Origin of the sequence: Agrobacterium sp. MA01, from assembly GCF_009650195.1 — a bacterium.
In the GTDB taxonomy this organism is placed as follows: domain Bacteria; phylum Pseudomonadota; class Alphaproteobacteria; order Rhizobiales; family Rhizobiaceae; genus Allorhizobium.
Map to the genome: position 1 here is coordinate 918,991 of NZ_CP045854.1, position 19,720 is coordinate 938,710.

Here is a 19,720-nt window from a genome sequence, read left to right on the forward strand (position 1 = left end):
AATCATGGCCTCTTCATTGTCCGATGCCGAAGCGCCTGCGCCTGCTCAAGCCGCACGTCATGCCAAGCCCCTATCTTTCGTCGTTCTTTCCCTGATCCCGAAGCTTGTCTTGCGGGCGCCCCGCAGCGGCGCCGTGTTTGGCGCGCTTGTCATGCTGGCGCTGCTCGGTCCGATCCTGGCTGAAGAGAACCTGCTGAAATTCGGCTGGGGCCTCGTGCTCGCCCGCCACGGAATCGACGCGACCGAGGGTACGCTCGGGCTCTCCATGGTGCTCGGCGTCATCGCCTCGCGCGGCCTCGTCCGCAATCCGCGCCGCAGGCGTGAACCGAAGGATGTCGAAGACGATCTCGCCCGCGCCGTCTCCCTGCTGCCGGCCCAGGCGAATGCCAGCGCCGGTCTCGTGCGTCTCGGCGACAAGCGTGTCCTGTTCTCTGATTGCGGCCAGGGCTTCATCATGTATGCACGCCGGGGGCGCTCACTCGTCGCCCTCTTCGATCCCGTCGCGCCGAAGCATCTCTGGGCGCCGCTGGTCGAAAAGTTCATCGCCGAAGCACGCCGCAGTCGAAGCCGCCCGGTCTTCTACCAGGTCTCCCCCGACTTCCTGCCGATCGTCGTCGAAATGCGGCTGCAGGCGTTGAAACTCGGCGAGCAAGCGGTCGTCGATCTCTCCCGCTTCACGCTCGCCGGCGGCGACTGGCTGAAGCTGCGCCGGTCGATCAACCGCGCCGAACGCGACGGTTTGCGCTTTGAGATGCTGGCTGCTGACGCCGTGCCGCCAGTTCTCGATGAGCTGCAGACCGTCTCCGACAGCTGGCTCTCTGCCCACCAGGCTGCCGAGAAGGGCTTCTCGCTCGGCACCTTCGATCGCGCCTATATCGCCTCCGGCCCCGTTGCACTCATCCGCCTCGACGGGCGCATCGTTGCCTTCGCCAGCCTGATGACCGCATCGTCAAGCGGCGACGCCTTCATCGACCTGATGCGCCATGTTCCCGGTGTCCATCGCGGCATGATGGACCTCCTCTTCGTCAAGATCATGGAAACCCTGAAGGCAGAGGGCTTCGCCACGCTGAACCTCGGCATGGCGCCGCTGGCCGGTCTGTCAGGCAATCGTCGCGCGCCCGTCTGGAACCACGTCGCCCGCCAGATCTTCGAACACGGCGAGCGCTTCTACAATTTCCGAGGCGTGCGCGCCTTCAAGGAGAAATTCGATCCGGACTGGCAGCCCCGTTATCTCGTCGTGACCGGCCAGGGCCTGCCCGTCCTGTCACTGCTCGGCGTCACCCTGCTGATCGGTGGCGGCCTCAAGGGCCTGACGCGCAGGTGACCGCTGTCGACATCAGCGGTATGCGCCACAGGCAGCTGCCGCATAGGCTGCGGGCGATGCTCCTCATGGCCTGCCTCGCCGTATCGGTGCAGGTTTCCGCCGCTCCTGCCGCCGCCAGCGGTGACGGCATCGTCAGTCTGCCACAGGACCGCATCTCGGTGCCCGATGATGGCAGCATGACCGGTGTCGTGATCATCGTCTCCGATGCGGATGGTTGGGATGGCGTTGAACAGGCGGCGCTGGAAACGGCTGTTCTGGGCGGCGCGATCGGCGTTGGCGTCGACCTCAATGTCTGGCGCGCTGCACTGTCGCGCGAGACGGAGCGCGACTGTCTTTTCCTGCCAGCCGACATCGAGCGCCTGACCCGCCAGCTGCACCGCAGCCATACCGCAGAATTCTATCGCCCTCCACGCTTGCTGGGTTTTGGCGAAGGGGGCGCACTGGTGCTCGCCATGGCGGCCCAGACACCCAATGGCAGTTTCGCCGAAACCATTGGCGAGACGGTGGCAGTCGATCCGACCGAGGCCGTGTCCCTTCCAAAACCACTCTGCACGCCCGCCCCGCGCCGCGAAACACGGCATGGCATCGCCTATGGCCTGACACCCGGGAAACTGCCCAATCCCGTCCGTATCGCCTTTTCGCCAGCGGCGCAGGCAAGCGCGCGGCAGCATGCGGCATCGCTCGAGGCGAGCCATCCGGATGTGGTGATCGGTGAGGGGGAGGGCGGTCCCGCCCGCATGCTCTCGACGGAAGCCTCGACCCTCGTCGCCCGCCTTGCACCCGCTGACGCCGCACTCGACCTGCCGCTGGTGGAGGACATCGTTGCGCCAGATCACGACACCGTCGCGATCTTCTATTCGGGTGATGGCGGCTGGCGCGAGATCGACCAGCGCATCTCTGCACGCCTCAACGCAAACGGCGTGCCCGTCATCGGCGTCGATGCACTTCGCTATTTCTGGAGCGAAAAAACGCCCGAGGAGACCGCGGCTGACCTGGCCCGGATCATCGCCCACTACCGCAACCGGCTGGGTGTCTCCAGGGTCGTGCTGATCGGCTATTCCTTCGGCGCCAACATCCTGCCGCGTGTCTACGGCCTGTTGCCCCAGCCCGACCGAAACTCCGTCACGCTGCTCTCGCTGCTGGCGCTCTCGCATCAGGCCGATTTCGAAATCGCCGTTTCCGGCTGGCTCGGTGCTGCCGGTCAAGGCAGGCACGGCGATCCCGTCGATCACCTCGAGACAGTCGAGACCGCCAAGATCCAATGCGTGTACGGGCTGGAAGAGCAGGACACCGCCTGCCCGGCACTTGAGGGACGCGTCACGGATGGCCTCGAACTCATCGCCCGCCCCGGCGGCCATCACTTCGACGAGAATTACGAGCTCGTGGCGGACCGCATCCTGAGGCGGATCATGGCACATTGAGTTGGCGGGGGCGGTTGTGACTGCTCCGTTCCCATGTCGTCTGAAGAGAGGCCGGACCTTTAGTCGACCAGCACCGCAGTGGCCTCGTTCGGATAGATCTCGACATCCGGATTGCCGATCAGCGTGTTGTCATCCATGATCAGCTTTTCCCCGACGCCTGCCGGATCCGTGACAATCAGCTGCGGCGTGCCGCTGAGATCATCGATAATTCTCAAGCCGTCCGAGCTACCGGTCGCTGGTCTCCCAGCGCGGGTTGATCCATGGCTCCTGATTGCTTCGGGGCAGGGGCTGCTTGCCAAGGATGTGATCGGCCGCCTTCTCGCCCGTCATGATCGAGGGGCCATTGAGGTTGCCATAGGTCAGTCGTGGAAAGATAGACGAGTCCACGACGCGCAGGCCCTCCACCCCGATGACCCTGCATTCCGGATCGACCACGGCCGTCGGATCGTCTTTCGCGCCCATCTTCGATGTGCCGCAGGGGTGATAGGCGCTCTCCAGATGCTCGCGCAGGAAGGCATCGATCTGATCGTCGCTCTGCACGTTTTCACCCGGCTGGATTTCCGGTCCGCGGAAGGGGTCGAAAGCCTTCTGCCCGAAGATTTCGCGCGTGAGCCGCACGCAATGGCGGAATTTGATCCAGTCTTCCTCGTGGCTCATGTAGTTGAACTTGATGACCGGATCGGCCATCGGATCGGACGAGCGCAAGGTGACGGCGCCGCGCGACTTCGAGTGGTTGTAGCCGACATGCACCTGGAAGCCATGGCTTCTCGCTGCCGCCTTGCCGTCATAGGAGATCGCGACGGGCAGGAAGTGGAACTGGATGTCAGGCTGCTTGACGCCGGCTGCCGAGCGCACGAAGGCGCAGGATTCGAACTGGTTGGAGCTGCCAAGCCCGGTGCCCGAGAACAGCCATTGCGCCCCTGCAACCCCCTGCCAGAACCAGGGCAGCCATGAATAGAGCGAGACGGGTTTGGTGGCGACCTGCTGGAAGTAGAATTCCATGTGGTCCATGAGGTTGGCGCCAACGCCGGGCCGGTCGAGCTTCACCTCGATGCCCATCTCCTTCAGATGATCAGCCGGGCCGATGCCGGACAGCATCAGGAGCTTCGGCGAGTTAAAGGTTGAAGCGGAAACGATGACCTCCCGATTGGCCTTCACCACCTCGATTTTGCCATTGCGCTCGATTTCGACGCCAGTGGCCCGGCCATTTTCGATGACGATCTTGCGGGCAAAGCAGCGCACCAACTCGACATTGCCCCGCTTCATCGCCGGTTTGAGATAGGCATTGGCGGCAGACCAGCGGCGCGAGCGCCATATGGTCTGTTCCATCAGGCCGAAGCCCTCCTGCTTCTCGCCGTTATAGTCTTCCGTCGTCTCGAAGCCTGCCTCGCGTCCCGCCTCGACGAAAGCGCGCACCAGCGGGTTCTTCGCGGGGCCACGCTGGACATGCAGCGGCCCGTCGGTGCCGCGCCAGCCTTCCTGGCCGCCATGCGAGTTCTCCATGCGTTTGAAGTAGGGCAACACGTCCGCATAGCCCCAGCCCTTGGCGCCACTCTCCTCCCAGCCGTCGAAATCCTCGGCGGATCCGCGTACATAGACCATGCCGTTGATCGAGGAGGAGCCACCGATCACCTTGCCGCGCGGTGCCGTGATGCGCCGGTTGTTAAGGTTCGGCTCGGGCTCGGAGAGGTAGCCCCAGTTGTAGCGCTTCATGCTCATCGGCCAGGCAAGTGCCGCCGGCATCTGGATGAACGGCCCGATATCCGATCCCCCATATTCGAGCACCATGACGCTGTTCTTGCCGTCCTCGGAGAGGCGGTAGGCCAGCGCCGAACCGGCAGAGCCGGAACCGATGATGATGAAGTCTGCTTGGTTCATTGCTGTAAAATCCCAGCCTCTAGAATATGGTGATGTTCCGCGACCTCCCCCGGAGGGGAGGTGTTGCTGGTCATCTCAATACGGCGCCTCGCACTTGCCCATGCCGACATAAACCGTCTTCAGCTCGGAATAATGCTCCAGTGCCGCTGCAGAGTTTTCGCGGCCAAAGCCCGATTGCTTGGACCCGCCGAAGGGGATTTCCACCGGGCAGAGATTGTAGGTGTTGATCCACAGCGTGCCCGCCTCCAGCTGATCCACCACCCGGTGCGCACGCGAGAAATCCGCCGTGAACACGCCCGCCGACAGGCCGAATTCGGTGGCGTTGGCGCGCGCGATCACCTCTGCCTCGTCCTCGAAATCCAGCACGCACATCACGGGCCCGAAGATCTCTTCGCGGGCGATGGTCATGTCGTCGGTGACATCGGCAAACACCGTCGGCTGGATGTAGAAGCCTTCGCCGGTCACGCTGTTCGGAATGCCGCCGCCGGTCACGAGCGTCGCCCCTTCTGCCTTGCCCTTGTCGATATAGGACAAGACTTTGTCGCGCTGCGCGAGCGAAACCATCGGCCCCATCTGGGTTGCCTCGTCCTGCGGATCACCGATCAGGATCGCCTCGGTGCGGGCCTTGAGGCGCGCAAGAAACGTCTCCTTGATCGCCTTGTGCACGAAGACGCGCGTGCCGTTCGAGCAGACCTGGCCGGTCGAATAGAAATTGCCCAGCATGGCGCCGGAAATCGCGCTGTCGATATCGGCATCGTCGAAGACGACGATTGGCGATTTGCCGCCGAGTTCCATGGTGACATGCTTGAGCTGGCTGGCCGCCGCGCCTGCCACCTTGCGCCCCGTCGGCACGGAGCCGGTCAGCGACACCTTGGCGACGTCAGGATGCGAAACGAGCAGCGGCCCGGTCTCGCGATCCCCCTGGATGACATTGTAGACGCCCTTCGGCGCGCCGGCCTCGATCAGGATCTCGGCAATCTTCAAGGCGCCGAGCGGGGTGACTTCCGACGGCTTGAACACAATCGCATTGCCGGCGGCAAGCGCAGGCGCCCCCTTCCAGCAGGCGATCTGCTGCGGATAGTTCCAGGCGCCGATGCCGACGACAACGCCAAGCGGCACGCGCTTGGTATAGGCCCAGTCACCGCCGAGCGGGATCTGGCTGCCGTTCATCGCACTCGCGATGATGCCGCCGAAGAATTCGAAGCTGTCAGCCCCCGAAGTCGGGTCGGCCACGATCGTCTCCTGGATCGGCTTGCCGGTGTCGAGCGTTTCGAGCTCGGACAGCTCGCGATTGCGCTCGCGCATGATTTCGGCGGCCTTCTTGAGCACGCGACCGCGTGCCGCCGGGCTCCAGGACGCCCATTCCTTCTGCGCCCGCTTGGCCGATGCAATCGCCTTTTCGATGATCGCAGGCGTTGCCGCATGCAGCCTCGCGATCACTTCGCCGGTCGCGGGATAGATGCTCTCGATGACGGTGCCGTCGGTATCCTCGACATACTCGCCGTCGATGAAGTGGGAGGCTTGCGGTTGGGCTTTCATGTCCTGTCTCCAGACGGGTGTTCGAATGTTCTTGTTGTCGGGCGATGCCCCTCATCCGCCCTTTGGGCACCCTCTCCCCGCTTGCGGGGAGAGGGTAGGGTGAGGGGCAATTGTTTCGGCGGTCAAGGCTTGCAGCTGCCCCGTCACATAATCCTCGACCAATGCGACAGAGGCATCAATCGAAAGCGGCGCTGCCTTCAGAGACTGGCGGATATAGAGCCCGTCGATCATGGCGGCTGCGCCATCCGCAATCCTGCCCGCGTCTTCAGCGCCACAAAGCGGCCCCAAGCCCGACATCAGGTTCGAATGCAGTCGCCGCGCATAGAGCGCGAGCAGCCGACGCACCTCTTCCGAGCGCTGCGCCTCCGAATAGAAGGCAAGCCAGGCGGCGACCACCTGTGGGTCGAACTGGTCGGCATTGAAGGAGAGGCGGATCACCGCCGAGACCCGTTCCCGCGGCGTCTGCGCCCGGCCGAGCGCGCCGACTGCATCCGCCCGCAATTGCCGCAGCAGCGAGCGGATGGTCTCGATCAGCAAGCGGTCCTTCGAGCCGAAATAGTGATGCGCCAGCGCCGGAGAAACACCCGCCTCGCGCGCGATCTCCGACATGGTGACCGTCAGCGAGCCGTGATGGCCGATCGTCTTCAACGCGGCATCGACAAGCGCCTTGCGACGCACTGGCTCCATTCCGACCTTGGGCATCCGGTTTCTCCTATCCCGCCCATGATAATTTTGATTGACTGATCAATCAACAAAAAATCTGTGGCAGCGCGATTCCTGGCCGTGGAGATCAGCCGTTAACGGTAAAGCGAGACCGGAAAGCGGGTCGGTGATCCAGCGATCTGGCTGCTTGCCGACCCGGAACCCAACGCTGGACGGCCTGCGTTTCATGGCCTTTCGCGTCATGATCCAGGCAGGCGATGGCCCGTTCCAGCGGTGGCCGTGTCGAGAAACTTTCATCCCACTGTCACACAACGGAAAGCTTTTATTGACGATTGTTCAGCCACATTTCCGCCCATAAAAACAAATGCATACTGGGAGTATCGCGGATGGGTGCGGGGGTCGCGGAAGATTTGGGGGCGCTCAGGCGTTTTGCCAGTGACCAGCTCGTCACACTGGCCAAGCTCGTCGTGGAAAACGCCTTCCAGCCGATCGTCGAGGTCGGAACTGGTGCTGTCTTCGGCCATGAGAGCCTGATGCGCGGCCAGGACCGGATCGGCTTCGAAAGCCCGCTCGATCTGCTCGATCAGGCGGCCTCGACCGGCCAGCTTTTAGCCCTCGAACAGATGGTCGCAAGTCGGGCGCTGGCTAAATTCGCGACCCTGCCGGATTGCGCCGGCGCCACGCTCTTTCTCAATCTCGACGTCCGCCTGATCCCTGAAGGCAATGCGCTCGTCGATACGTTGCTCGACCAGTTGCGCAAGGCCCATGTGCCGCCGTCCTCCGTCTGCTTCGAGCTTTCCGAGCGCTTCGACAACACGCGCGTTCCGGAATTCGCGGCCCTCGTCGAGCGCCTGCGCCGATCCGGCTTCAAGCTCGCCATCGATGATTTCGGCGTCGGCCATGGCGAGATGAAGCTGCTTTGCGACTATCCCGTCGACTATGTGAAGATCGACCGTCACTTCATCGCCGGCCTCGACAGCAATCCGCGCAAGCGCCATCTGGTCAAGAACATCGTCAACTTCTGCCACGTGCTCGGCGTCCGTGTCATCGCCGAAGGCATCGAGACCGAGGGCGAGTTCCTCGCCTGCCGCGAATTCGGCGTCGATCTCGTCCAGGGCTGGTATATCGCCCGCCCCAGCACCATTGTCTCGGAACTGAAGAGCGCCTTTCCCCATCTCCAGGATGTCGGCAAGGCCCGACGCGCCACCCAGTCGCTCGACGAGATCCTGATCCGCAAGCAGATCGAGACGCTGCCGACCGTCTTCGAGCACGAGAACATCGACCACGTCTTCGATCTCTTCCGCCGCAATCCCGGCCAGTCCTTCTTCCCGGTGTTGAACGCCAATGGCGAGCCGCGCGGCATCATCAACGAGCGGCATCTGAAGGAATACATCTATCAGCCCTTCGGCCGCGACCTTTTGAAGAACAAGCTCTATGAGCGCTCGATCTCGCACTTCGTCGACCGCGCCCCGATCGTCGGCCTGGATGCCGATGCCGAGCGGTTGATGACGATGTTTGCCAATATGGAGGGCTCGGACTGCGTCATCCTGACGGAAAACATGCGCTATGCCGGCGTTGTCTCCGCCGCCTCGCTGATCCGCATCATGAGCGAGAAGCAGCTGAAGACCGCCCAGGATCAGAACCCGCTGACGAGCCTGCCCGGCAACCGCGCCATCCGCGATTTCATGCGTTCCGCAGCACTGGATGGCGATGGCGCCCGCTTCTTCTGCTACTGCGATTTCGACCACTTCAAGCCGTTCAACGACCATTACGGCTTCCACCAGGGCGACCACGCCATCTCGCTTTTCGCAGCCCTCCTGCGCCGCTATTTCTTCTCCGAAGGCGATTTCCTCGGCCATGTCGGCGGCGATGATTTCTTCATCGGCGTCACCGACTGGTCCCGCGAGGAGCTGACCGAAATCCTCGACCGCCTGCTGTCGGATTTCCACGACGACGTCATCGACCTCTATTCCGAAGCCGATCGCCAAACTGGACACATCAAGGGCCTCGACCGCCAGGGCCTGGAACGCGATTTCCCGCTGATGCGCTGCTCGATCGGCGTGCTGGAACTCCCCGCCGGTCTCGTCATCGACGATGTCAGCCGCATCAGCGGCGAGATCGCGGATTTGAAGAAGCAGGCGAAGGAGAATGAGGGTGGGCTTTCCTTCGGATTGATTGACGTCTGATAGGGCTCGACGGCGCAATCCTCCCATGGATCGATGGCGCCACCTGCGGCACGACTTGAATGCCCGCTTGAGATGCGCAAGATTGCGCTGCACTTTAAACGGGATTCTCTTATGAAAAAATCGATAACCTTTATGTGCAGCCTGATCCTGCTGGCGGGCTGTCAGACAGACGTGCCGCAATCCGTTGCCGAATCGCAGGTTCCGCCCCCGTCGTCTGTCCGCAATCAGGTCGTGCAAATCGTAAGGGATAACGGTGGCAAGATCGGCGATTTCGTCAGACCTGAAATTTCAAGCGTCGTATTGCTTGATCCGCAGACCGAGACTTATGCCTTTTGCGTCCGTGCCTGGCACGCGGAACGCCAGCGACAGCCTGACGTGATCGGTATATCGATGCGGGACAACAAGATCCTCGGCTCGACGCTTCATGATTATCGCTGCCGCGACAAGCGTCTACGCTATTATCCCTATCCGGAACTCATCGCAGTCCGTGGCTCGGAATGAGGTTTCCACGGGTCTGACGGCAAGGGGCCGTGCAGGCGGACGCCGGCGAAACTGATACCCGATACCATTTGTCACGTCGGACAAAGGGCCTCCTTTTCATCGCATTTCAGAGGCTCTATGCCTCACCTTGAGCAATTGATCCGAGGAACCCGCCCATGTCTCTGCCCGCCACCATGCGCCATGTCGACCTGCCCACCCATGGGGGTCCGGAGGTCATGCGCCTCGTCGAGGGGCCGCTGCCGAGCCCGAGGCCCGGCGAAGTGCTGGTCAGGGTCGAGGCGGCGGGCGTCAACCGGCCGGATGTCGCCCAGCGCCAGGGCGCCTATCCGCCACCGAAGGATGCAAGCCCCATTCTCGGCCTGGAGATCGCAGGCGAGATCGTCGGTCTCGGTGCCGGCGTCACCGATTTCCAGCTCGGCGACCGGATCTGTGCGCTGGCGAATGGCGGCGGTTACGCCGAATACTGTGCCGTGCCGGCAAGTCAGGCCATGCCGTTTCCGAAGGGTTATGATGCCGTGAAGGCGGCAGCACTGCCGGAAACCTTCTTCACCGTCTGGGCCAATCTCTTCCAGATGGCCGGGCTGACCGAAGGCGAGACCGTCCTCATCCATGGCGGATCCTCAGGCATTGGCACGACCGCCATCCAGCTGGCGAAAGCCTTCGGCGCAACCGTCTACACCACCGCCGGCTCAGCCGAAAAATGCGCCGCCTGCATGGATCTCGGTGCAGCAAGGGCGATCAATTACAAGGCCGAGGATTTCGTCGAGATCGTCAAGGAAGAGACCCAAGGCAAGGGCGTTGATGTCGTGCTCGACATGATCGGTGCTGCCTATTTCGACCGCAATCTCCAGGTCCTCGCCAAGGACGGCTGTCTCTCGATCATCGCCTTCCTCGGCGGCTCGACCGTCGAAAAGGCGAGCCTTGCCCCGATCATGACCAAGCGCCTCACGATTACCGGCTCGACCATGCGCCCGCGCAGCCCGGAAGAAAAACGCGCCATTCGCGATGACCTGATGACGGAAGTCTGGCCCCGCCTGGAAAGCGGCGACGTGGCGCCGGTCATCCATACGGTCCTTCCCTTCGAGCAAGTCGTTGAGGCGCACCGGCTGATGGAAAGCTCAGAACATATCGGCAAGATCGTGCTGAAGCTGGGGTGAGGCGAGCGCCGCTTGAGAGAGGCGGGCGCGTCACGAGCGGCGATCATGCGGCTACAGAGAACTTCCCAAGGTCCAGCGTTGCGGGAATTTCACGGTCAATGCCGCCGCCGTTTCGTTTGGCGCGGTAAGACGCCTTATCCGCTGTGACCATCATCTGTTCCAGATCCACAGATCCGGAAATGGCCATCGTATAACCGAGGCTGATGCCGATGGTGATCTCATCACCGGCAATCTGGTAAGGCATGCCGAGAAGTGCAACGACCCTGCGCGCCAGGGCTTCGGCATCGGCGGGATCCCGAACATCGGGGTGAAGGATGACAAATTCATCGCCGCCAATCCGAATGGCAAGAGCAGGTGGATCCAGGCTCTCCCGCAGCCGCCCGGCGATCTCAGCCAGCAGGGTATCGCCCACCGCATGGCCAAAGCGATCATTGACGCTCTTGAAACCGTCAAGGTCGAAACAATGCACGCAGGTGAGCACATCGTCAGCGGTGCCGAGGCTCAGATAGGCCTCGCACAGCGCTTTGCGGTTCAAAAGCCCCGTCAGCGGATCGTGGCGTGCCTGATGCTCCATGTCGAGAAACAGGCGGATTTGCCGTATGGTCGTTCGATACACATGCAGCATGCTCTGCATTGCGGCAATCAGGAAGATCACGCACAGCAGGCTCAAAATCCAGTGGGCGGTATCGCCATACAGCATGACCGAGAGTGTCGGCGGCAGGGCTGCAAGCAAGATGGCGGTCGCGGCGATAAATGGCCGAACGGATATCCTGACCGTCACTCCGGCGCAGTATCCAAAGGTGAGCGCTACGGCAAGCATATGGACCGACAGGTCCCGGTAGGCAAAGGCGACGGTGGCGAGAGTACCCACACAAGCCGCAATGACAAAGATGAAAAGGCCTTGCAGCTTTTCCCAGCGCGCGGCATCCGCAACCGTTGAGCGCTTCGTAGCGTCAGCGCGTCTATGCGCCAGGGAAACGGCGATCTTGCCAAGGGAGGCAAGGGTAGCTGCGATCGTCGCAATCAGGAGCGGTGTGCTCTGAAGGCTCTCATAGGCGAAAAGCCCGACGGCAAGGATGGTGATCCCCATGATCGTCGTCGGGGTGAGCGTTGAATGCAACTCCGATACCAGCGTCTTGAAGACATCGTCGGTCTCTCTGTCACGCACGTCAAATCCCTCACGGACATGGTTTGAACCCGCAAGGGGCACACAACGACCAGGATCTTGAGGCAGGGGAGCTTAACATTCGGTCAGGCCGGACGGTAAAATCTGATATCTGGATACGCGATGACCTTTGGACCGGATGCCGGCTACCCATTCAATGCCGACCCCACCATCACGACACAGTCACCGGCTTCGACCGTAGCCGGCTGGCCGTTGCCGGGTCGGCGCGGCGGCAGAGGCGGGGCGGCAGGCCCTTCATGATCAGTTCGGCATCGGCAACGGCCATCGACCCCAGCGCATAGAAGGCGTCCCGCGTGCCGCCGGTTCTGTGGGCAGATAAGAGAATGCCCGCCGCCTGGCGCACGGGATCGTCGGCCGCGACAGGCTCCTCCGGAAAGACGTCCGTTGCCACCTTGATATGGCCGGATTGCGCCGCTTCGATCATCGCCGGAAAGTCGACGACGGCAGCCCTGCTCATCAGCAGGAAGGCGGCCCCCGGCTTCATCATCGCGAATTCTCTGCTGCCGATGAAGCCTTCATTCTCGCTGGTGACGCTGGCAAACACGAAGACCACCTGGCTTTCGCTGAGCACCTCGTCGAGCGTCGACGGTTCGCAATCCTGGCCTTCGATGATCTCCCGGGGAAGCCAGGGATCGAAGACGCGAACCCTGTTCTTGAACGGGCGGATCAGGTCACGAAATGCATGGCCGAGATCGCCAAAGCCTATGATCCCGACGGGTGCGCCGGCAAAACGGAAGGTGTGCGCGTTGCCCTCCAGCCCATAGCGCTCGACGCCCTGGCGAAAATCACGATCCGCCGCCGTGATCCCGCGGGCGAGATCCAGCGCCATGGCAAGTGCTGCCTCCGCAACGGGTGAGGCGAAGGCCGAGGCCGGCGTGATCACCCAGATCCCGCGTTCGACACAGGCCTGATAGTCGATGTTGGGCAGGAAATTCGATTCGACATTGATGATCGCCTTCAGCCTCGGCGCCCTGTCCAGACGCTCTCTCGGCATGTCGGTCTGGCCGAAGATCAGGACGGTATCGGCAAGATACCGCTCTACGTCTTCGGCCGGCATTGGGCGATCCTCTGACACGATCACCTCGCCCAGCGCCTCGAGCCGTGCCCGGACGGACGGCTCCATGATCAGGTCGAGTGTCCTCGGCAATGGATCGACCAGAATGATATCGCGGCTCAATGTTTCCTCCCTCGAGAATCTTTGGCTGGTCGGAGCTTAGCGCGAAAAGCCCCTCTCTGGGCAGGCCGTCTGCGCAGGCCATGCCCGGCCAAGTCTGCGCCTGTGGAGGCGAAAAGCGGGACCTGAATGGAACGGCTTGAGGGCCCAAGGCGTCTAGGAGAAGCGGATGATGTGTTCCCCCACATTGTTCTGAACGTCGAGACGACGATCTATTGCGGCCGCTGAGAGGTGGCTAGTCGGGCGTCGGAGACGCTGAAATTGAAAGGACTGCAACATGACTGTCGTGCTTGCCACCGTGTGTGAAGATGGCGTGGTCATGGGATCGGATTCCCAGATCACCGACAAGGGGCGCGGCATGACCTATCCGGCCCAGAAGCTTCACCCTCTCGGCACCGACGCCGCCTGGGCAGGCAGCGGCGCCCGCTCGGTGCTGACAGACGTAGAGCGCAGCTTCAACGAAAACAGTGCGGCGATCCTCGAGGCGCCGGACATCGGCCGTGCCCTGCAGAGCCAGGTCCTGCCGATCCTTCGCCATCACTACGACACCTTCATTCTCGACGTGCCCGGCGAGGAAGGCGGCGGCACGCCCTCGGCCTATGTCATGGCGGCCGGATGGCGGGATGGTGAGCCGTGGATCATCGAAATCACCCCGTCGGGCATGATCGGACATTATGCCGATATCGGTTTACACGCGATCGGCAGTGGGGCGGCCATGGCCCAGCAGGCGGGCTCGCTGCTCTCGCATTTTAGCCTCGGCAAGCGCTCTGTCGATGTCGGCTGTGCGGCGGTGTTGCGCGTGTTGCAGTCGCTCGACCTCACCTCCGCCAGCGTCGGCAAGCCATTCAGCCTGTGCCGCATCACCAAGGACGGCGCCCATCACCTGACCGACAAGGAGATCGACAAGGTCGCAGATGTCGTGGCTCGTTGGGAGAAGGCCGAACAGGCCGCCATCGCCAAGATATTCGACTGAGGCGCTGAGGCTCAGATCCCCGAGCCATCCAGCTCCTTTTCGTCCTCGCCTTCCCAGGCCGGCGGACGGACCATGGCATCCATGTTGACCCCCGGCAGCGGCATCCAGCATTTGAGCTCCGGCTCCGCATAGGCAACGATCAGTCCCGGCGTCGAGTCGGAAGACCGCCAGCCGTCCGCCCCGAACCGGTCGCCTTTCGACCAGTAGACGAGATCGACGGCGCCAGGCCCCTGTTCGGATGCGCGGATGGTCACGAGAATGCGGCTGCCGTCGCGCGGCGCCGAGCGCATGTTTCGCCAGCGGATGGATTCGTCCATGATATGCTCCTCCCATTGCAGGCAGGAGTGTCGCTGCCGGAGGCTGGGCGGTCAACACGAATTGCGCCATGGCAAGGCGTTGCACCAACAGTGGCGAACCGCCAAGACACCGACGAGAGGTCCCATGCTGAGACGTCCAATCACATGTGAGATTCGTTATCGGCTGGACCCCGGTCGGATCGCAGATTTCGAAGAATATGCAAGGATCTGGGTTGGACTCATCGAGCGCTATGGAGGTCACCATCTTGGCTACTTCATGCCCCGCGAGAGGCCTGACGATGCCCAGATGAGTTTTCCTGGCGCCGGTCAAGATGGCGAGGCCAACACAGCGGTCGCGATCTTCACCTTTCCAGATGAGCAATCCTACTTGAAGTACCGTCAACAGGTTGCGCAAGATCCGGATGGCTTGGCTGCCAACCAAAGGTTCGGCAACTCCCCACCGTTTACCAGCTATGAGCGCCTGTTCCTGACGCCCCTTGCACAAGAGCGAGTGATCGAACCGCCGGCGCGCGAATTATGATCGCACTCCGCTGCAATGCAACACAATTATCCAAACAAAACGTCACATAACGTGCCTTGTCGAATCCATTTCTCCGCCCTACCTTCAAGTCATCGGCAACGTAACGAAAGGAAGGTGATCCAATGTCTAATGAGATTTCGGTCTGCGTGTGTGACTTTGGAAAGGGTGCGGTTTTGACGGGGCAGCCCTCGGCCTGATCCAGCCTTCCTTCGGGCGGTTTCCCCGTCCGGGTCCAGACAAAGGACTAAAACTCATGGGAGCCACCCTCGCGGGTGGCTCTTTTGATTCAGGGGATTTGTTGTAAGGGCAGGGCGCTCAAAGTCCCACAGTCCCGAAGCCCGGAACCTTGATGCCCGGCCGCGCGACATCAATGCCGGCCACGAGGCCGAGGAAATTCACCTCCAGCCCGCTGCGCACCCCGACCGACAGCCCGGCAAAGCCGCCGAGGCTTAAGTGCAGGTCGCGTCCATCCTTGTCGAGATGGTAGAAGGCGCCATCAGGCAGATAGTCGCGGCCGACCGCATCGGCCGGAAGCACTGCTCCCAGTTCCGGCACTTCGCGCAGCACATGCGCGACGAAGGTGTTGGAGTTCGGGCCCGGATAGATCCGGTAGCCGCCCGGCTGGCCATATTGATAGCCGACAATCGCCGCCTCCACCATCGGGATCAGCCGCTTGGCCTCCTCGCCCTTCACTTCGGCCACGAGCCGCGGCGGGTTGGAATACCAGAAGGCATCGGGCGCCCGGTGGTTCCGGCGGATCGGCGAGCCCCAGCCCACCTTGTCATAGCGCTGATAATCGCCGTTTTCGTCCTTGGTGACGATCCAGGCATGGCTGGCGATCGCGCCCTTCAGTCCCCCGGTCATCGCCGAGAATATGTAGATCGCCGCTTCCGGACTTTCTTCGGCCGTCGGCAGCAGCCCGGACGAACTCAATCGTGCCGAACTCCAGCCCTCCGGATGGTCGCGTGTCGCCCAAAGCCCGGCCGAAACCAGCGTCGGCAGGACGAAGACAAGCAGGATGACGGAGACGATGCGCAACAGAAATTTCAATCCGGACCTCGAACAGCAGGACGATGCATGCTTTAAGAAGCATCAGAGAATATTGGCATTTTGAGGCACGTCATGGAAAATCCGATCACGGTCGAGGTCACGCGCGGTCAACTCGTCGAGAGCCGCCATCGCGGCATGGCCGTCGTAATTGATGCGGAGGGCGCGATCGTCTTTTCCGTCGGCGATGTCGATTCCGGTGTTTTCCCGCGTTCCGCCTGCAAGGCCATGCAGGCCCTGCCGCTGGTCGAAAGCGGTGCGGCGGACGCCTATGGCTTCGGAAACCGCGAACTCGCACTCGCCTGCGCCTCCCATTCCGGCGAACCGGAACATGTCGCAACCGCAGCCTTCATGCTGAAGGCCGCCGGCCGGGATGAGGACGTGCTCGAATGCGGCGCTCACTGGTCCTCGCACCAACACGTGTTGATCGATCAGGCCCGCACGCTGGATAAGCCGACCGCCCTCCACAACAACTGCTCCGGCAAACATTCCGGCTTTGTCTGCACCTGCTGCCACACCGGCGAGGACCCGCGCGGCTATGCCGGCTTCGACCACCCGCTGCAGGAGGCTATCCGCGCCATCATGACGGATCTGACCGGCGCCGTGCTTTCGAGAGACAATTGCGGCACCGACGGCTGCTCGATCCCGACCTATGCCGTGCCGCTCACGGGCCTTGCGCGCGGCTTCGGCAAGCTGGTCACCGGCAAGGGACTGGAACCCTTGCGCGCCGCTGCCGCCCGCCGCCTGATCAATGCCTGCATGGCAGAACCTTTCTACGTCGCCGGCACCAAGCGTTTCTGCACCAAGCTGATGCAGGTCGCACCGGGCAGGATCTTCGCCAAGACCGGCGCCGAGGGCGTCTTCTGCGCGCTTCTCCCGGACAAGGGCCTTTCCTTCGCCGTCAAGGCCGAGGATGGCGCAACCCGCGCCGCAGAAGCGATGATCGCAGCCCTACTTGCCCGCCATTTCGACGCCGATAGCGAAGAGCGGGCGGCCTTGATGACGCTTGCCCATCACGGCATGTCGAACTGGAATGGCATGCCGGTCGGCGCGATCCGCACGACGGACGTCCTGTTCGCCTGAGCCTCGAGCGCCCTTGCCGGGCGGTTCAGTCGGGGTCAACTGCTTCAAGGGAGGTTTAACCCTTGTCGGTCTAGACTGCGGCCACGACCCATCGTGGGCAAACGACGAGGCCGAGTTTCATGACTGTTGCGATCAGAGGGCGAGACCGCGTCGCCGTGGCCAGCGCCGGCCGTAGCTGGGCCATTCCGCTCGTGCGCCATGGCCGCCACCTGGAGCTCGAATGCCTCGAAACGCTCAATGAACTCGAAGCATTGAGGGATGTCTGGCAGGGGCTTGAAACGCGCTGCCCGGAGCCTTTCGGTTATTTCCAGAGCTTCGACTGGTGTTTGTCCTGGTGCAGGGTTTTCCTCGCGCCGGAAAAGACGGATGTGCGCGCCCGGGTCTATGTACTGTGGGATGGCGCCGATTGCGTGATGATCTGGCCGATGATGACCCGCCGCATCAGTCCGGCGATCACGCTTCTCGTTCCGCTGACGGCGCCGATGAACCAGTATTCGACGCTGCTTTACGATCCCGCTCGTTTTGATCGTGACGCTGGTCGCGCAGTCCTCGATGAGATCCGCAGGGATCGTGGGCTCGATGCCGTCTGCCTCGACCATGTACCGCAGTCAGCCCTGCTCGCAGATATTCTGCAAGGCCAGGGCGTAAGCCCCGAGGACGGGCAGCAATCCGCCATCCTCGATCTCTCGGGCATCACTGACTGGGAAAGCCATCACCGCGCCTTGCCGAAGAAACAGCGCCTGCAGCGCAACAGCCGCCGCAACCGATTGGAAAAGCTGGGCGCCCTCGATTATCGCGTCTATCCGGCAGGAAGTGCAGGTTACGCTGACAACATCGATCGCTGCATTGCCCTCAAACAGGCCTGGTTGAGAGACACCGGCCGCCTCGGTCGCGACGTGTTTGATCCACGTTTTGCCGCCTTCCTCCGCGATCTCGGCACCAAGGCGAACGAGGGCGATGACGGCGTCTACCTGCATGCGCTGACGCTCGACGGCAGCCCGATCGCCATGGAAATCGGCATGCGCTTCCGCGATGACTATTACTGCTTCCTCGGCGCCATCGATCTTGCCTATCAGAAACACTCGCCGGGCAAGGTGCAGATGGAGAGCGCCCAGCGCTGGGCGATCGAAACCGGGATCCGCCGCTTCGATTTTCTCAATGATCCTTCCGCCTACAAGTCGAGCTGGACCAACGCCACCGAGCCGCTGACGGCCTTCTATGTTCCCTTGACCAGCCTCGGCCGGCTCTATTGCCATCACTGGATGGCAGGCCTTCGCCCGCATGTCCGGTCCATCTACCATCGCTTCGGGTCGCAAATCCGTGCCCGCCTCCTGTCGGCGGTCGGCGCGGTCCAGCGCCTGCTTGGTCGCCATGGCGGCAGCATGGTCCTGGTCCTGTGCTGCATCCCATGATCGCCCGGTTTGTCGCCAGGCTGCAGCAGGCGGTGCGGGACCCCGGCCTGCGCGGGGCGCTTGTCAGCATCTCCGTCCGCATCGCCGCCGCCTTTGTCGGGCTCGGCCTGCAGATCCTGCTCGCCCGGCTGATGGCGCTCGAGGACTACGGCGTCTATGTCATCCTCTGGACCTGGGTCAGCGTCGTCGGACAGATCGGCGTGCTCGGCTTCTACGATTCCGCCGCCCGCTTCATTCCCCGCTATGGCCGGCGCGAAAAACACGCGCATCTGACGGGCTATCTCGCGACCGGCTTCCGCGCCGTCATCCTCGGGTCCGGCCTGCTGGCGGCTCTCGCCATCGCCTTCCTGCTTGTCCTGCCGGGCCTCTTCGATCCGGCCTTCCTGCTGCCGATCGGCGTGCTTGCCCTCGGCTTCCCCGTCCTGTCGCTCGAAACCTATGTGACGGGTGTTGCCCGCGGCTTCGGCTGGTATGCGCTCTCGACCGTGCCGGGTTTCATCCTGCGGCCCGTATTGGTCATGACCGGTGTCGGTCTGGCGAGGCTTTCGGGCCTGCCCCTCGATGCCGTGACCGTCCTTGCTCTCGTCGTGCTCTCCTCGATCGTCGTCCTCATCGTCCAGGCACTCCTCCTGCGCGCACGCCTCCCGAAGAAGGCCGCGCCTATCGTCATGACATCGGAGCGCCGCCGCTTCTGGCTGCTCGCTTCGGTGCTGATGATGCCGGCAATGACGGCCGAAGAACTCTTCGTCTGGATCGACGTGCTCATCCTCGGCTTTTTGGTAAGCCCTGATCAGGCCTCGCTCTATTTCGCCGCCCAGCGTTCGCTCTCGCTCGCCGCCTTCGTGCAATATGGCTTCATGCTGGTCGCCGCGCGTGGCTTCTCGCTGTCGTTTGCCTCGGCGGACCGGGCAGGGCTGCAGGCCCGCATCACCCGCTCGACCAATGCCACCTTCTGGCTCACCATCCCCTCGGTGGCGCTCACGCTTGCCGCCGGCTATCCGCTGCTGCACCTTTTCGGAGAGGCCTTCGTCTCCGCCTATCCCTGTCTTGTCCTTTTGGGGCTTGCCTATATCGTCCGCGCCGCTACCGGCCAGGCAGCTGAACTTCTCGTGGTCCAGGGCCGCTATCGCCTGAGCCTTGCCATCGTCTCCATTTCGGTCGCAGCCTGCCTCGGCCTGATGCTGCTGCTGGTCCCCCTCTACGGGATCACCGGCGCTGCCGCCGCCATGGTCGTCGTGCAGCTCATCCGGCTGGTGGTGGTCACTGGGCTGGTCCACCGCCACACGGGTTATTGGGTGCTGGCGCGTCCCTTTGCACGGGCTAATCGATAGGGACCAGA

The 19,720-nt window shown here is 62.7% G+C and carries 18 protein-coding genes; 10 read left to right on the forward strand and 8 right to left on the reverse strand.

All coding sequences use genetic code 11. The features are described 5' to 3' along the window. The first annotated feature begins 4 nt into the window (after positions 1 to 4). Both GH983_RS04340 and GH983_RS04345 read left to right on the forward strand, forming a co-directional pair. Positions 5 to 1,324 carry a phosphatidylglycerol lysyltransferase domain-containing protein gene (locus GH983_RS04340; RefSeq protein ID WP_246727498.1) on the forward strand — a complete coding sequence of 440 codons (1,320 nt, stop codon included), beginning with the start codon at positions 5 to 7 and terminating at the stop codon, positions 1,322 to 1,324. Continuing rightward, on the forward strand, positions 1,321 to 2,745 hold the full coding sequence (locus tag GH983_RS04345) for a virulence factor family protein (protein WP_246727499.1): 1,425 nt from the start codon (positions 1,321 to 1,323) through the stop codon (positions 2,743 to 2,745). The genes GH983_RS04340 and GH983_RS04345 overlap by 4 nt, the downstream gene beginning before the upstream one ends. 59 nt (positions 2,746 to 2,804) lie before the next feature. Here GH983_RS04345 and GH983_RS04350 read toward each other — a convergent pair whose 3' ends face one another. The 4 genes from GH983_RS04350 to betI form a co-directional block, all read right to left on the reverse strand. Next, entirely contained in the window at positions 2,805 to 2,960 is a 156-nt protein-coding gene (locus GH983_RS04350; protein ID WP_153761728.1) for a hypothetical protein, read from the reverse strand. 10 nt (positions 2,961 to 2,970) lie between these two features. Further along, positions 2,971 to 4,623, reverse strand: coding sequence for a choline dehydrogenase (gene betA / locus GH983_RS04355; RefSeq protein WP_153761729.1), 1,653 nt, complete (start codon positions 4,621 to 4,623; stop codon positions 2,971 to 2,973). A 75-nt stretch (positions 4,624 to 4,698) separates the two neighbouring features. Then, the gene (gene betB, locus GH983_RS04360; RefSeq protein ID WP_153761730.1) at positions 4,699 to 6,162 is read right to left on the reverse strand and encodes a betaine-aldehyde dehydrogenase; all 1,464 of its coding nucleotides are present in this window, start codon (positions 6,160 to 6,162) and stop codon (positions 4,699 to 4,701) included. Positions 6,163 to 6,213: 51 nt separating this feature from the next. Further along, the gene (gene betI, locus GH983_RS04365) at positions 6,214 to 6,864 is read right to left on the reverse strand and encodes a transcriptional regulator BetI (protein WP_153761731.1); all 651 of its coding nucleotides are present in this window, start codon (positions 6,862 to 6,864) and stop codon (positions 6,214 to 6,216) included. 347 nt (positions 6,865 to 7,211) lie between these two features. Here betI and GH983_RS04370 point away from each other — a divergent pair, with 347 nt between their 5' ends. From GH983_RS04370 to GH983_RS04380, 3 genes are all read left to right on the forward strand, one after another. After that, positions 7,212 to 9,011 carry a bifunctional diguanylate cyclase/phosphodiesterase gene (locus GH983_RS04370; RefSeq protein WP_153761732.1) on the forward strand — a complete coding sequence of 600 codons (1,800 nt, stop codon included), beginning with the start codon at positions 7,212 to 7,214 and terminating at the stop codon, positions 9,009 to 9,011. 72 nt (positions 9,012 to 9,083) lie between these two features. Beyond that, positions 9,084 to 9,512 carry a hypothetical protein gene (locus tag GH983_RS04375; RefSeq protein WP_246727500.1) on the forward strand — a complete coding sequence of 143 codons (429 nt, stop codon included), beginning with the start codon at positions 9,084 to 9,086 and terminating at the stop codon, positions 9,510 to 9,512. A gap of 155 nt (positions 9,513 to 9,667) precedes the next feature. Beyond that, entirely contained in the window at positions 9,668 to 10,669 is a 1,002-nt protein-coding gene (locus tag GH983_RS04380) for an NAD(P)H-quinone oxidoreductase (RefSeq protein ID WP_194842783.1), read from the forward strand. 43 nt (positions 10,670 to 10,712) lie between these two features. On the opposite strand, the gene GH983_RS04385 is transcribed toward GH983_RS04380, so the two are convergent. Together GH983_RS04385 and GH983_RS04390 are read right to left on the reverse strand one after the other, a co-directional pair. Then, positions 10,713 to 11,837: a GGDEF domain-containing protein gene (locus GH983_RS04385; RefSeq protein WP_069041889.1), complete on the reverse strand. Its 1,125-nt coding sequence runs from the start codon at positions 11,835 to 11,837 to the stop codon at positions 10,713 to 10,715. A gap of 169 nt (positions 11,838 to 12,006) precedes the next feature. Further along, positions 12,007 to 13,032, reverse strand: a complete 1,026-nt coding sequence (locus tag GH983_RS04390) for a hydroxyacid dehydrogenase (RefSeq protein ID WP_069041888.1) — start codon at positions 13,030 to 13,032, stop codon at positions 12,007 to 12,009. 274 nt (positions 13,033 to 13,306) lie between these two features. On the opposite strand from GH983_RS04390, the gene GH983_RS04395 reads away from it, so the two are divergent. Next, entirely contained in the window at positions 13,307 to 14,002 is a 696-nt protein-coding gene (locus tag GH983_RS04395) for a proteasome protein (protein ID WP_153761733.1), read from the forward strand. 11 nt (positions 14,003 to 14,013) lie between these two features. Here the strand turns inward: GH983_RS04395 and GH983_RS04400 are convergent, their stop codons facing one another. Continuing rightward, positions 14,014 to 14,319, reverse strand: a complete 306-nt coding sequence (locus tag GH983_RS04400) for a hypothetical protein (RefSeq protein WP_054151149.1) — start codon at positions 14,317 to 14,319, stop codon at positions 14,014 to 14,016. Between the two features lie 124 nt (positions 14,320 to 14,443). On the opposite strand from GH983_RS04400, the gene GH983_RS04405 reads away from it, so the two are divergent. Further along, positions 14,444 to 14,839: an NIPSNAP family protein gene (locus GH983_RS04405; protein WP_194842784.1), complete on the forward strand. Its 396-nt coding sequence runs from the start codon at positions 14,444 to 14,446 to the stop codon at positions 14,837 to 14,839. A gap of 315 nt (positions 14,840 to 15,154) precedes the next feature. Here GH983_RS04405 and GH983_RS04410 read toward each other — a convergent pair whose 3' ends face one another. Continuing rightward, positions 15,155 to 15,889, reverse strand: coding sequence for a DUF3750 domain-containing protein (locus tag GH983_RS04410; RefSeq protein WP_153761735.1), 735 nt, complete (start codon positions 15,887 to 15,889; stop codon positions 15,155 to 15,157). A gap of 72 nt (positions 15,890 to 15,961) precedes the next feature. On the opposite strand from GH983_RS04410, the gene GH983_RS04415 reads away from it, so the two are divergent. The 3 genes from GH983_RS04415 to GH983_RS04425 all read left to right on the forward strand — a co-directional run bounded on the left by GH983_RS04415 (position 15,962) and on the right by GH983_RS04425 (position 19,712). Continuing rightward, on the forward strand, positions 15,962 to 16,969 hold the full coding sequence (locus GH983_RS04415; protein ID WP_153761736.1) for an asparaginase: 1,008 nt from the start codon (positions 15,962 to 15,964) through the stop codon (positions 16,967 to 16,969). A 119-nt stretch (positions 16,970 to 17,088) separates the two neighbouring features. Then, complete coding sequence (locus GH983_RS04420; RefSeq protein WP_153761737.1) at positions 17,089 to 18,381, forward strand: GNAT family N-acetyltransferase; 1,293 nt, start codon at positions 17,089 to 17,091, stop codon at positions 18,379 to 18,381. Further along, positions 18,378 to 19,712, forward strand: a complete 1,335-nt coding sequence (locus GH983_RS04425; RefSeq protein ID WP_153761738.1) for a lipopolysaccharide biosynthesis protein — start codon at positions 18,378 to 18,380, stop codon at positions 19,710 to 19,712. The genes GH983_RS04420 and GH983_RS04425 overlap by 4 nt, the downstream gene beginning before the upstream one ends. The last annotated feature ends 8 nt before the right edge of the window (positions 19,713 to 19,720 follow it).

Coding starts and splice junctions, on each gene's coding strand:
- GH983_RS04340 (WP_246727498.1), top strand. CDS start 5: ATGGCCTCTTCATTGTCCGATGCCGAAGCGCCTGCGCCTGCTCAAGCC.
- GH983_RS04395 (WP_153761733.1), top strand. CDS start 13,307: ATGACTGTCGTGCTTGCCACCGTGTGTGAAGATGGCGTGGTCATGGGA.
- GH983_RS04375 (WP_246727500.1), top strand. CDS start 9,084: ATGCGCAAGATTGCGCTGCACTTTAAACGGGATTCTCTTATGAAAAAA.
- GH983_RS04370 (WP_153761732.1), top strand. CDS start 7,212: ATGGGTGCGGGGGTCGCGGAAGATTTGGGGGCGCTCAGGCGTTTTGCC.
- betA (WP_153761729.1), bottom strand. CDS start 4,623: ATGAACCAAGCAGACTTCATCATCATCGGTTCCGGCTCTGCCGGTTCG.
- GH983_RS04420 (WP_153761737.1), top strand. CDS start 17,089: ATGACTGTTGCGATCAGAGGGCGAGACCGCGTCGCCGTGGCCAGCGCC.
- betB (WP_153761730.1), bottom strand. CDS start 6,162: ATGAAAGCCCAACCGCAAGCCTCCCACTTCATCGACGGCGAGTATGTC.
- GH983_RS04405 (WP_194842784.1), top strand. CDS start 14,444: ATGCTGAGACGTCCAATCACATGTGAGATTCGTTATCGGCTGGACCCC.
- betI (WP_153761731.1), bottom strand. CDS start 6,864: ATGCCCAAGGTCGGAATGGAGCCAGTGCGTCGCAAGGCGCTTGTCGAT.
- GH983_RS04380 (WP_194842783.1), top strand. CDS start 9,668: ATGTCTCTGCCCGCCACCATGCGCCATGTCGACCTGCCCACCCATGGG.
- GH983_RS04425 (WP_153761738.1), top strand. CDS start 18,378: ATGATCGCCCGGTTTGTCGCCAGGCTGCAGCAGGCGGTGCGGGACCCC.
- GH983_RS04415 (WP_153761736.1), top strand. CDS start 15,962: ATGGAAAATCCGATCACGGTCGAGGTCACGCGCGGTCAACTCGTCGAG.
- GH983_RS04400 (WP_054151149.1), bottom strand. CDS start 14,319: ATGGACGAATCCATCCGCTGGCGAAACATGCGCTCGGCGCCGCGCGAC.